Below are 11,602 nucleotides of genomic sequence, written 5' to 3'. Positions count from 1 at the left end.
ATGCGCGACCGGGACGACGCGCCGGGGTTCCAGAAGGCCGACAAGGCGTTCCACCGGATCATCTTCGACCACGCCCGCATCCGGGACCTGTGGCAGATCCTCCAGCGCAAGAGCGGCCATCTCGACCGCGTGCGCCTGCTGGCGCTGCCGAGCCTGGGGATGGGCCGGGTCGTGCAACTGCACGAACAGATCATCGACGGGATCGCGGCCGGCGACGGCGAAGCCGCCGCCGCCGCGATGCGCGAGCACATGTCCCGCACGCCGAAAATGGCCGAGATGGTCGCCAGGGACTATCCCGACTACGTCGAGAACGAGGGCGACCTACCCTGACAGGCCGCCCCTGCCCCGATCAGTCCCAAGACCACTTTGCAGGAGCGACCACCGCGGGAATGCGTCTGGTCGACCTTATGTCCTTCGACCGGTGCTTTCTCTTACAGGGCGAATTGAGCAGTCAGGACCGAAGCCTTGTCATTGGCGTCGGCCCATTTGGCCTTGGGTCACACCTAGTCGGGTATGCGGCACCCAGTCACCGTTGAAAGGAGGTAGCCCGCGGCAGCGCCGCGCCGGCGGTGACGGTCTTCCACGGCTGCCCGCACTATCCATTTCAACGGGCTCGTCGCACGATCCCACCGAAGGACTTCTCGGCGTATAGAGAGAAACCGACAACGCTACGGCGCCACCACGGTGCCACTAGGCAAGGACGAACCTCACGAGGAGCTCTCGATACCGTCTATAACTATCTGATTTCAGTGGTGAGCCGTGCAGGATTCGAACCTGCGACCCACTGATTAAAAGTCAGTTGCTCTACCAACTGAGCTAACGGCCCACTCAGGCGGCGTAGCTAGCCGCGAGAGAAACGGGCGTCAAGCGGAAAGGAGCAGGAAAATACGCAGTCTCTTTTCCTTTTTTCACGAGCACGATACATCACGCGCGCCATGACAGAGACCGCCGCCGCCACCGCCACCCGATTCATGAAGATGCACGGGCTGGGCAACGACTTCGTCGTCATCGACCGCCGCTCGGGAAGCGCCTCGGTGACGCCTGCGCTTGCCCGCGCGCTCGGCGACCGGCATTTCGGCGTCGGCTTCGACCAGCTCGCCGTGATCGAACCCGACCCGGACGCCGATGCGCGGCTGATCTTCTACAATGCCGACGGCTCGCCCTCGGCGGCCTGCGGGAACGCCACGCGCTGCATCGCGCGGTTCCTGATGGACGACACCGGGGCGCGGTCGCTGTCGCTGCGGACCGAGCGCGGGCTGCTCGCGGCCGAGGATGCCGGCGGCGGGCTGACGCGCGTGAACATGGGGGCTCCGCTGCTGGACTGGCACGAGGTGCCGCTGGCGCGGCACTGCGACACGCTGCATCTTCCGATCGCGGGCGACCCCGTGGCCTGCGGCATGGGCAACCCCCATTGCACGTTCTTCGTCCCCGCGGTCGAGGACGTGGACGTGCCCGCCTTCGGCGCCGCGCACGAACACCATCCGCTGTTCCCCGAGCGCACCAATGTCGAGGTCGTGCAGGTTCTGTCCGACTCCGAGATTCGCCTCCGCATATGGGAGCGCGGGACCGGCGTGACGCTCGCGTCGGGCTCGTGCTCCTGCGCCGCCGCCGTGGCCGCGGCGCGGCGCGGGCTGACAGGACGCGACGTGACCGTCCGCGTCGACGGCGGCACGCTGGAGATAGACTGGCGCGAGGACGGGGTCTGGATGACCGGGCCCACCGCCCATGTCTTCGATGGCATTCTGACACCCGATTTCCTGGAGGCGCTGGCATGAGCGCGCCGATCTTCGCCACCCACGGCTGCCGCCTGAACGCCTACGAATCCGAGGCGATGGCAGAGATGTCGAAACAGGCCGGGCTGGACGACGCGGTGATCGTCAACACCTGCGCCGTCACCTCCGAGGCCGTGCGCAAGGCGCGGCAGGACATCCGCCGCCTGCGCCGCGAGAACCCTGGCGCGACGCTGATCGTCACCGGCTGCGCCGCCCAGACCGACCCCGACAGCTTTGCCGCGATGGACGAGGTCGACCGCGTCGTCGGCAATGCCGAGAAGATGCGCCCCGAGACCTGGGCGAACATGGCGCCCGACCTGATCGGCACGACCGAGCCGGTGCAGGTCGACGACATCATGTCCGTGCGCGAGACCGCCGGGCACCTGATCGACGGCTTCGGCAGCCGCTCGCGCGCCTATGTCCAGGTGCAGAACGGCTGCGACCATCGCTGCACCTTCTGCATCATCCCCTATGGCCGGGGCAATTCGCGCAGCGTGCCCGCGGGCGTGGTGGTCGACCAGATCAAGCGGCTGGTCGAAAGCGGCTACAACGAGGTCGTGCTGACCGGCGTGGATCTCACCAGCTGGGGGGCGGACCTGCCGCAGACGCCGCAGCTCGGCGATCTCGTGCGGCGCATTCTCAAACTGGTCCCCGACCTGCCGCGCCTGCGGATATCGTCCATCGACTCGATCGAGGCCGACCCGGCGCTGATGGAAGCGATCGCGACCGAGCCGCGGCTGATGCCGCACATGCACCTGTCGCTCCAGCACGGCAGCGACCTGATCCTCAAGCGGATGAAGCGGCGCCACCTGCGCGACGACGCCATCGCCTTCTGCGAAGAGGCGCGGCGGCTGCGCCCCGGCATGACGTTCGGCGCCGACATCATCGCCGGCTTCCCGACCGAGACGGAAGAGCACTTCGCCGACAGCCTCAGGCTGGTCGAGGAATGCGACCTGACATGGCTGCACGTGTTCCCCTACTCACCTCGGCCAGGGACGCCGGCAGCCCGGATGCCGCAGCTCGACCGCAAGACGATCAAGGATCGCGCCGCCCGACTGCGCGCCGCCGGGTCCGAGCGGCAGGCGGCGCACATGGCCGGATGGCGCGGCCGCCACGCCGTGCTGATGGAAGCGCCTCGGATGGGCCGCACCGAACACTTCGCCGAAGTCCGGTTCGACTCCGAGCAGCCGGTCGGCCAGATCGTCGAGACCGAGATCACCGGCGCCACCGAAAGCCACCTGACCGCGGCCTGAGGCGAATCGCGGCCGCCCGCCGCGACGGGCACCGCGCCTCGATGGACACTCCGTCTACCGCTCCATAGGGTCGCGGCAACCGCACTCAGGAGGTCCGCGATGCAATTGTTCCACAGCCCCGGCTCACCCTTCGTCCGCAAGGTCGTGGCACTTGTCCACGAGGCGGGGCGCGTGGGGGATCTCGCGCTGGTCCCCGCCACGGTGTCGCCCGTGACGTCCGGCGATGCGACGCTGGCGCACAATCCGCTGGGCAAGATCCCCACCCTGCAGCGGCCGGACGGTCCGGCGCTGTACGACAGCCGGGTGATCTGCCGGTATCTGGACGCGCACTGGGACGCCGGCCTGTATCCCGAGACGCGGATCTGGGACGTCCTGACGCTCGAGGCGACGGCCGACGGCATAATGGATGCCGCCGTGCTGATGACCTACGAGGCCCGCTTCCGGCCCGCGGAGATGCGCTCGCAGGAGTGGGTCGACGGACAATGGGGCAAGATCGCCCGCAGTCTCGACGCGCTCGAGACGCGCTGGATGAGCCACCTCGCCGGACGGCTCGACATGGGGCAGATCGCGCTGGCCTGCGCGCTGGCCTATGTCGATTTCCGCCACGGCGACCGCAACTGGCGCGCGGGGCACGCCCCGCTTGCCGAGTGGTTCGCCAAGATCGAGGCGCGCGAGTCGATGCAGGCGACGCAACCCCCGGCGGCCTGATCCGCACAAACCTGTCCACATTATCGGGTTTTCCGGCCACGGCCGCGTATCTGCGCTCGAATGTCGTCTGGACGCAGCCATGGCACGCCGATAGAGAGAGGCACATCTCGGGCGCGCTGCTGCGCGCCCCCCGTTATTCGTCCGCCCGGACGCGCCGGGCTTTGCCATGGAGAATCTCGTGTCCCACGCTGAAGACCACGCAGGCACGCGCCGGGATTTCCTGTTCTACGCGACCGCCGGAGCCGGGGCCGTTGTCACAGGTGCCGCCGTGTGGCCTCTTATCAACCAGATGAACCCCTCCGCCGACGTGCAGGCGTTGTCCTCGATCCGTGTCGACATCAGCGGTATCGACCAGGGCACCCAGCTGACGGTGCAGTGGCTGGGCAAGCCGGTCTTCATCCGCCGCCGCACCGAGGAAGAAATCAACGCCGCGAATGAAGTCGACGTCTCGTCGCTGCCGGATCCGGTCGCGCGCAACGCCAACATCCAGGGCGAAGCGCCCGCGACCGACGCGAACCGCGCGCTGGCGACGTCCGAGGGCACCGAAGGCTCGGAAGAGTGGCTGGTGATGATGGGCGTGTGCACCCACCTGGGCTGTGTGCCGCTGGGCGAGGCCGGCGATTTCGGCGGCTGGTTCTGCCCGTGCCACGGCTCGCACTACGACACCGCCGGACGAATCCGCAGGGGTCCGGCACCTGAAAACCTGCCGGTTCCGGTGGCGGCCTTCGCCGACGAATCGACGATCGTTCTGGGCTGAGGAGGACGACAGATGGCCGGAATTCCGCACGATCATTACGAGCCCAAGACGGGTGGCGAGAAGTGGCTTCACCGCCGCCTGCCCGTGGTTGGCCTACTCTACGACACGCTGATGATCCCCACTCCCAAGAACCTCAACTGGATGTGGATCTGGGGGATCGTCCTGACCTTTACCCTGGCGCTGCAGATCATCACCGGCATCACGCTGGTGATGCACTACGTCCCGTCGACCGAGACCGCCTTCGCCAGCGTCGAGCACATCATGCGCGACGTGAACGGCGGCTGGGCGCTGCGCTATATCCACGCGAACGGCGCGTCGCTGTTCTTCGTGGCGGTCTACGCCCACATCTTCCGCGGCCTCTACTACGGTTCGTACAAAGAGCCGCGCGAGGTCACGTGGATCATCGGCATCCTGATCTACCTGCTGATGATGGCGACCGCGTTCATGGGCTACGTGCTGCCGTGGGGCCAGATGTCGTTCTGGGGCGCCACCGTGATCACCGGCCTGTTCGGCGCGATCCCCTTCGTGGGCGAGACGCTGCAGACGTGGCTTCTCGGCGGGCCCGCGGTGGGTGAATACACCCTGACGCGCTTCTTCTCGCTGCACTACCTGATGCCGTTCCTGATCGCCGGGCTCGTCGTCGTGCACATCTGGGCGTTCCACTCGACGGGCAACAACAACCCGACCGGCGTGGAAGTTCGACGCACCTCCAAGGAAGAGGCCAAGAAGGACACCGTCCCGTTCTGGCCCTACTTCGTACTGAAGGACCTGTTCGCCCTTGCCGTGATCCTCGCGGTGTTCTTCGCCATCGTCGGCTTCATGCCCAACTATCTGGGACACCCCGACAACTACATCGAGGCGAACCCGATGGCGACGCCGTCGCACATCGTGCCGGAATGGTACTTCCTCCCGTTCTACGCGATCCTGCGTGCGTTCACCTCCGAGGTCTGGGTCGTCCAGATCGCGAGCTTCATTACCGGCGGCATCATCGACGCCAAGTTCTTCGGCGTGCTGGCGATGTTCGGCGCGATCGCGGTGATGGCGCTGGTGCCGTGGCTCGATACCTCGTCGGTCCGCTCGGGACGCTTCCGGCCGCAGTTCAAGTGGTGGTTCGCGCTGCTGGTCATCGACTTCGTCGTGCTGATGTGGTGCGGCGCGATGCCGGCGGAAGAGCCCTACGCCTCGATCTCGCTGATCGGCGCGGCCTACTGGTTCGCCTATTTCCTCGTGATCCTGCCGCTGCTCGGTGTCTTCGAGAAGCCGCTGCCGCAGCCCAAGACCATCGAGGAAGACTTCGACGCGCACTACGCGCCGGCGACCGGCGGCACCGAAACCGTCGTCAAACCGGCCGAGTGAGAAAGGACCGACGCATGTTCGATAAATTCGCGCTCGCCGCGACACTGGCGCTCGGCCTCGTCGCCGGCCCGGCACTGGCCCAGGACGACCACGGCGAAGAAGAGGGTGGCGGCGGTGGCGGCCACGAGGAAAGCCACATCACCGACTACAGCTTCCCGTTCGAGGGGCCGTTCGGCACCTACGACCAGGCGCAGCTGCAGCGGGGGATGAAGGTCTATACCGAGGTCTGCTCGTCGTGCCACGGGCTCAAGTTCGTGCCGATTCGCAGTGTCGGTGACGAGAGCGGCCCGAACCTGCCGGATGCGCAGGTTCGGGCCTATGCCGAGTTCTTCGAGATCTGGGATCCGACGATGGCCGACGGTCAGGGCGACTTCCGCCCGGCCACGCCCACTGACACCTTCCCCGAAAGCTCGATGGCGAACGCGCCCGACCTCAGCCTGATGGCCAAGGCGCGAGCCGGCTTCCACGGGCCCTACGGCCTGGGCATCAACCAGTTCCTCAAGGGAATGGGCGGTCCGGAATACATCGCCTCGCTGATGACCGGGTACACCGGCGAGCAACGCACGCAGGCCGGGGCGACCCTCTACGAGAACACCGCCTTTCCCGGCGGCTGGATCGCGATGCCTCCGCCGCTCTACGGCGACGACGTGTCGTTCGACACCGATGCGCCGACCGATCTGGAGAGCCTGTCCAAGGACGTGTCGGCCTTCCTGATGTGGACGGCCGAGCCGAAACTGGCGGCACGCAAGCAGGCCGGCTTTACCGGCGTGTTGATGCTGTCGGTGCTGGCGGTGCTGCTGTACCTCACCAACAAGCGGATCTGGGCGCCGATCAAGCATCGGCACGAGGGCGACAAGTCGGCCGAGTGAGCCGGGCCCAGCCTGACGCAGACATGGGGCGCGCCTTTCGGGCGCGCCCTTTTTCGTTTCCCACCCCCTTCACCGCCTGGCCCGAAACCGCTTGAGCCCCTCTGCCCCCACGTCTAGCAAGGCGATGAATAACCGGGAGCTCCCGCCGCAATGAGCCTCAATACCTTCGGCCACCTGTTCCGCGTCACCACTTGGGGCGAAAGCCACGGCCCCGCCCTGGGCGCCACAATCGACGGCTGCCCACCCGGCGTGCCGGTGAACGAGACCGACATCCAGCACTGGATGGACCGCCGCAAACCGGGCCAGAACAAGTACACGACCCAGCGCAAGGAAGCCGACGAGGTCGAGATCCTGTCCGGCGTGTTCGAGGGACAGACCACCGGCACCCCGGTGCAGCTGATGATCCGCAACACCGATCAGCGGTCGAAGGATTACGGCGACATCGCCGAGAAATTCCGGCCCGGTCACGCCGACATCACCTACTGGCAGAAGTACGGCATCCGCGACTATCGCGGCGGCGGCCGGTCCTCGGCGCGGGAAACGGCGGCGCGGGTGGCCGCGGGCGGCCTGGCGCGGGCGGCGCTGGCAGAACTGGCGCCTGGCCTCGCCGTCACCGGCTACATGGTCGGCATGGGGCCGCACGGCATCGACCGCGAGCGGTTCGATTGGGACCAGATCGCGCGCAACCCGTTCTGGACCCCCGATGCGCAGGCGGCCGAGACCTGGGCCGGGTATCTCGACGATCTGCGCAAGTCCGGCGACAGCGCCGGCGCGCTGATCGAAGTCACGGCGCGCGGCGTTCCGGTGGGGCTGGGCGCCCCCGTCTACGGCAAGCTCGACACCGACCTGACTGCGGCCCTGATGTCGATCAACGCGGTGAAGGGGGTCGAGATCGGCGAGGGCATGGCGGCCGCCGGCCTCACCGGCAGCACCAACGCCGACGAGATCGCGATGGGCCCGGACGGGCCGGTCTACAACTCGAACCATGCGGGCGGTATTCTGGGCGGCATCTCGACCGGGCAGGACGTCGTTCTGCGCTTTGCCGTCAAGCCGACCAGCTCGATCCTGACCCCACGCAAGACGATCACCAAGCAAGGCGAGCCTGCCGAGATCGTCACGAAGGGCCGCCACGACCCCTGCGTCGGCATCCGCGCGGTGCCCGTCGCCGAGGCGATGGTCGCCTGCGTCCTGCTGGACCACCTGCTGCTGCATCGCGGCCAGGTCGGAGACGGGCCGCGGGGCGCGATCGGCCCGAGCTGACATGCTCGACATCCTGTCGATCACCTTCCCGATCTTCGCCACGATCGGGATCGGGTACGGGGCCGTCGCCATCGGCCTGTTCACCGCCGCGGATCTTCGCGTTCTGGGGCGGTACGTCGTCAACATCGCGCTGCCGGCGCTGCTGTTCTCGGCCGTGGCGACGCGCGACCTCGGCGAGGTGCTGCACCCCACCTACCTGGCGGTCTACGCTCTGGGGTCGCTCGTCACCATCGTGATCGGCTATGGCGCACTGCGGGCCACGGGCACCGGTCCCGCGCGGCGTGCGGTCGGGGTCATGGGCATGTCCTGTCCGAACTCTGGCTATGTCGGCTACCCGATCCTGCTGCTGGCGATGCCGGACATCGCAGCCACGGTACTGGCGCAGAACGTGATCATCGAGAATTTTCTCTGCGTTCCGCTCTCGCTCGCGCTTCTCGACATGTCCCGCCCGCAGGAGGGGCGCGGCCCCCTCGCCGTGCTCGGCAGTGTCGCGTGGAGCGTCGTGACCCGCCCCTTTGTCATCGGCCTGCTGCTGGGGCTCGCTGTGTCGGTCAGCGGCCTGCCGCTTCCGACCGGGCTGACGCGGCTGGCCGACATTCTGGCGGCCTCGGCCAGCGCGCTGGCGCTGGTCGTCGTGGGCGGCACGCTCTATGGCCTGCCAATGCGCGGCGAACGGGCGCTGGCCGGGCTCATCGCGGGCGGCAAGCTGCTGCTGCATCCCGCGATGATCGCCCTGATGCTGCTGGTCCTGCCCGCGCTGGGGCTTCCGGCGCTCGACGCCGAGCTGAAGGCGGCGGTCGTGCTGTCTGCCGCGATGCCGATGCTCGGGATCTACGCCATCCTCGCGCAACCCTACGGCCACGACGGCGTGGCGTCGATCGCGCTGCTGACGGCGACGGCAGGCGCGTTCCTGACAGTGAACGCACTTCTGGTGTTATTGACCTGACGCTGCCGCCTGCTGAGGCGCCACCTTCGACAGCTGCACCGCAAGGATGCCCGCGGCGATCACCGCAACACCGATCACGTCCAGCGGCCCCAGCCGTTCGCCCAGGAACACCGCTGCGATCAGCACGCCGAGGAACGGGTTGAGAAAGTGGAACGTCGCCGCCTTGACGGCGCCAATGCGGCGGACGAGGACGAACCAAGTGAAGGTCGCCAGCAATCCGGGCACCAGCGTCGTGTAGAAGAACGCCGCGACCAGACGCGGGCTCCAGTCGACCTGCCACTCTTCGAGCGCGATCGCCGCGACGCCGAGCGCCGCGCTGCCGATCAGCATCTGCAGGCCCACGATCATCAGGACGTTGCCCCCCGAGGATGCGCCACGCACCGACAGCGTCGCCAGCGTCAGCGCCAGCACGCCGGCGCAGCACAGCATCAGCCCGAACAGATCGACGCCGCCGCCGATCCGGGCGCCCATGATCAGCGCGACTCCGACGAAGCCGGCGACCAGCCCGGCCACGCCAAGGCGCCGTACCGCCTGCCCGAAGGCGAGCCACCCGACCAACGCCACCAGAAGCGGCATGGTCGAGGCGATGATGGCCGCTAGGCTGGCCTGCACCGTCTGCATCGCGACGAAGTTGAACCCCAGGTAGAGGCTGTTCTGACAGAGGCCGAACAGGATCGTCGCCTTCCACTGGCCACGGGTCAGCCGCCATGACTGCCCCATCGCCAGCGCGATCCCCACGCCGATCAGGCCGGAGATCAGGAAGCGGAGCGCCAGCGCCGTGAGCGGCGGCGCCTCGGTCACGATCATCCGGGCCGAGGTGAAGGCCGAAGACCACATCACCGCGAAGGCGAGGCCCATCAGGAGCGCGCGAATATCCATCAGGCACCTGCCGCGGTCAGGGAAAACTCAGGCACAGAACGACGACATGCAGTAGTAGAGGCCCCGCTCGAACGTGTCGGGCACCCGCCGGTACCGCAGGTGCGACCCGATCTCGGCATTGTTCCAATGCGCGTAGCGCGGCCCCTTCAGCAGACGCCCCAGAAGGCGGCGATCGACCGTGATCTCGACGAAGGCCGGCAGCGTCTCGACCTCGTCCTCGGCGATCGGTTCGGGCGCGTTGGTCGCGTCGAAGCTGACCGAGAAGCCTTCGCCGTCACGCAGAACGATGCGCGTTTCCGAGTCGTAGCCGATGTTCTGCGCGGTCCGGACGAAGCGTTCATGCGCCACTTTCGCCTGTGCGAGCAGCGCATCCTCGTCCTGCGGGGTGTCGGCGTCGTAGTCGTAGGGCGCGGCCTTCGTCGCGTTGACGAACGCCTCCATCCGCTCGGGATCGTTGGACTCGTAGGGCGCGTCGGGCAGCCCCGTCTCGAGATCATAGCCGACCCCGGCGTTCAGCAGGAACCCGCGGCCGGTCTTGCACAGCCCCGCCTCGATCCGCTGCAGCGCATCGTCCAGCGGCGGCACGCCGCGCTTGTCGTTCAGATCGGCCAGCCGGCCGCCCAGAACGTAGGTCCCCGCAAAGGGCATGTAGGCCACCGGGTCGGTCGCCTCGATGTACTTGATCGCCTGCGCGATGAACTGGTCCCGCTTGCGGTCGGCCGCCTTGCGCTTGGCCGTGTCGTCCGAGAACGCGAAGCACTGCGGGAACGGGCCCGCCCCGGCATAGCCCACGAGCAGCAGGTCGATCTTGCCGTAGCGATCGAGGATACGCTCCACCACCGTGCGCGACAGGTCGAAGGGGCAATCGTTGGTGTTCAGGATCACCCGCTCGCCGTCGGTCATTACGCACAGGCTGTCGATCTGCGTGAACTTGAACTTGGACTCGACCGGCGCGCAGCCGATGAACTTGGCGCAGAGCTCCGGGTCGCAGTTGTCGGCGGCCCAGATCTCGATCCGTCCACCGCCGGGCAGCTCGAACGGGGCGCCATGATCCAGCTCGATCACCTCGTAGCCGAGCGACTCGATGTTCCGCTTCAGGAACTTCTCATCGAAATTGTGGATCAGCACGGGCTTGGAGCGGTCCAGCCGCTCCAGCGTGCGTCGGCTCATGTGATCGGGATGGATATGACTGATGTAGATATAGTCATACTTCAGGTCCTCGGGCGCCATCGGCAGCGGCGGGTAATGATACCAGCTGCCGTAGTACTCGCCATCGACCAGCCACGGATCGGTCAGGATCCGGGTGCCGCCGATTTCGACGAGTTCGGTCGAGGATTGCAGATGGGTCAGTCGCATGCGCGGATCTCCGTCCCGGTCATGGGGTTGTACCGGCAATATCGCGGCGCGCGGGGCGACTGCAAGCCGGGGCGGGCAGAAGGGGCCTCACGAACAAAAGAGGGCCGCCCCGGTGTGGGACGACCCTCCTCACGAGGTAACTCTTTCGGAGATCAGCCGTTGACGCTGTCCTTGAGGGCCTTGGCGATGGTCATCTTGACCACCTTGTCGGCGTCCTTCTTGATCTGCTCGCCCGTGGCGGGGTTGCGGACCATCCGCTCGGGACGCTCGCGGCAGTAGATCTTGCCGACGCCCGGCAGCGTGACCGCGCCGCCGTTGGCGACTTCCTTGGTGATCACCGAGGTGATCGCGTCCAGCGCTTCGCCGGCGGTCTTCTTGTCAGAACCCATCTCGTCCGACAGGGCGGCCACAAGCTGTGTTTTCGTCAACGGTTTCGACATTCTTTC

Annotated in this window: 12 protein-coding genes and 1 tRNA gene; 9 read left to right on the top strand and 4 right to left on the bottom strand. The window is 67.2% G+C overall.

What is annotated here, in order from left to right; all coding sequences use genetic code 11:
* Positions 1-330 (top strand): FCD domain-containing protein (locus BMZ25_RS10995; RefSeq protein WP_092693459.1); only part of this gene is annotated, 330 nt, incomplete at its 5' end.
* Between the two features lie 420 nt (positions 331-750).
* Here the strand turns inward: BMZ25_RS10995 and BMZ25_RS10990 are convergent.
* Positions 751-826: transfer RNA gene (locus BMZ25_RS10990), tRNA-Lys, on the bottom strand.
* A gap of 109 nt (positions 827-935) precedes the next feature.
* Here BMZ25_RS10990 and dapF point away from each other — a divergent pair.
* The 8 genes from dapF (at position 936) to BMZ25_RS10950 (ending at position 8,921) form a co-directional block, all read left to right on the top strand.
* Complete coding sequence (dapF, locus tag BMZ25_RS10985; protein ID WP_235859839.1) at positions 936-1,775, top strand: diaminopimelate epimerase; 840 nt, start codon at positions 936-938, stop codon at positions 1,773-1,775.
* Positions 1,772-3,025, top strand: a complete 1,254-nt coding sequence (gene mtaB, locus BMZ25_RS10980; protein WP_092693458.1) for a tRNA (N(6)-L-threonylcarbamoyladenosine(37)-C(2))-methylthiotransferase MtaB — start codon at positions 1,772-1,774, stop codon at positions 3,023-3,025. Before dapF ends, mtaB begins: the two co-directional genes overlap by 4 nt.
* Positions 3,026-3,124: 99 nt before the next feature.
* Positions 3,125-3,733 carry a glutathione S-transferase gene (locus BMZ25_RS10975; protein ID WP_092693457.1) on the top strand — a complete coding sequence of 203 codons (609 nt, stop codon included), beginning with the start codon at positions 3,125-3,127 and terminating at the stop codon, positions 3,731-3,733.
* A gap of 178 nt (positions 3,734-3,911) precedes the next feature.
* Entirely contained in the window at positions 3,912-4,490 is a 579-nt protein-coding gene (petA, locus tag BMZ25_RS10970; protein ID WP_092693487.1) for a ubiquinol-cytochrome c reductase iron-sulfur subunit, read from the top strand.
* A gap of 12 nt (positions 4,491-4,502) precedes the next feature.
* The gene (locus BMZ25_RS10965; RefSeq protein WP_092693456.1) at positions 4,503-5,846 is read left to right on the top strand and encodes a cytochrome b; all 1,344 of its coding nucleotides are present in this window, start codon (positions 4,503-4,505) and stop codon (positions 5,844-5,846) included.
* Between the two features lie 14 nt (positions 5,847-5,860).
* Entirely contained in the window at positions 5,861-6,715 is an 855-nt protein-coding gene (locus BMZ25_RS10960) for a cytochrome c1 (protein ID WP_092693455.1), read from the top strand.
* A 150-nt stretch (positions 6,716-6,865) separates the two neighbouring features.
* Entirely contained in the window at positions 6,866-7,975 is a 1,110-nt protein-coding gene (gene aroC, locus BMZ25_RS10955; RefSeq protein ID WP_092693454.1) for a chorismate synthase, read from the top strand.
* Between the two features lies 1 nt (position 7,976).
* Positions 7,977-8,921 (top strand): AEC family transporter, encoded by a 945-nt coding sequence (locus BMZ25_RS10950; protein ID WP_092693453.1) that lies wholly within the window; start codon positions 7,977-7,979, stop codon positions 8,919-8,921.
* Here the strand turns inward: BMZ25_RS10950 and BMZ25_RS10945 are convergent.
* The 3 genes from BMZ25_RS10945 to BMZ25_RS10935 all read right to left on the bottom strand — a co-directional run bounded on the left by BMZ25_RS10945 (position 8,910) and on the right by BMZ25_RS10935 (position 11,596).
* The gene (locus tag BMZ25_RS10945) at positions 8,910-9,800 is read right to left on the bottom strand and encodes a DMT family transporter (RefSeq protein WP_092693452.1); all 891 of its coding nucleotides are present in this window, start codon (positions 9,798-9,800) and stop codon (positions 8,910-8,912) included. The genes BMZ25_RS10950 and BMZ25_RS10945 overlap by 12 nt on opposite strands.
* A gap of 27 nt (positions 9,801-9,827) precedes the next feature.
* On the bottom strand, positions 9,828-11,156 hold the full coding sequence (locus tag BMZ25_RS10940; protein WP_092693451.1) for an MBL fold metallo-hydrolase: 1,329 nt from the start codon (positions 11,154-11,156) through the stop codon (positions 9,828-9,830).
* A gap of 152 nt (positions 11,157-11,308) precedes the next feature.
* Entirely contained in the window at positions 11,309-11,596 is a 288-nt protein-coding gene (locus BMZ25_RS10935; RefSeq protein ID WP_092693450.1) for an HU family DNA-binding protein, read from the bottom strand.
* Positions 11,597-11,602: the final 6 nt, after the last annotated feature.

This window comes from Tranquillimonas rosea (assembly GCF_900111315.1).
Taxonomy (GTDB): Bacteria; Pseudomonadota; Alphaproteobacteria; order Rhodobacterales; family Rhodobacteraceae; genus Tranquillimonas; species Tranquillimonas rosea.
The sequence above is the reverse complement of the archived record's forward strand: the minus strand, read 5'-3'. Positions and strand labels throughout refer to the sequence as shown.

Excerpts from the sequence above, each read along its gene's own strand:
- BMZ25_RS10965 (WP_092693456.1), top strand. The coding sequence starts at position 4,503 with ATGGCCGGAATTCCGCACGATCATTACGAGCCCAAGACGGGTGGCGAG.
- aroC (WP_092693454.1), top strand. The coding sequence starts at position 6,866 with ATGAGCCTCAATACCTTCGGCCACCTGTTCCGCGTCACCACTTGGGGC.
- BMZ25_RS10960 (WP_092693455.1), top strand. The coding sequence starts at position 5,861 with ATGTTCGATAAATTCGCGCTCGCCGCGACACTGGCGCTCGGCCTCGTC.
- BMZ25_RS10950 (WP_092693453.1), top strand. The coding sequence starts at position 7,977 with ATGCTCGACATCCTGTCGATCACCTTCCCGATCTTCGCCACGATCGGG.
- BMZ25_RS10975 (WP_092693457.1), top strand. The coding sequence starts at position 3,125 with ATGCAATTGTTCCACAGCCCCGGCTCACCCTTCGTCCGCAAGGTCGTG.
- BMZ25_RS10940 (WP_092693451.1), bottom strand. The coding sequence starts at position 11,156 with ATGCGACTGACCCATCTGCAATCCTCGACCGAACTCGTCGAAATCGGC.
- BMZ25_RS10935 (WP_092693450.1), bottom strand. The coding sequence starts at position 11,596 with ATGTCGAAACCGTTGACGAAAACACAGCTTGTGGCCGCCCTGTCGGAC.
- dapF (WP_235859839.1), top strand. The coding sequence starts at position 936 with ATGACAGAGACCGCCGCCGCCACCGCCACCCGATTCATGAAGATGCAC.
- BMZ25_RS10945 (WP_092693452.1), bottom strand. The coding sequence starts at position 9,800 with ATGGATATTCGCGCGCTCCTGATGGGCCTCGCCTTCGCGGTGATGTGG.
- mtaB (WP_092693458.1), top strand. The coding sequence starts at position 1,772 with ATGAGCGCGCCGATCTTCGCCACCCACGGCTGCCGCCTGAACGCCTAC.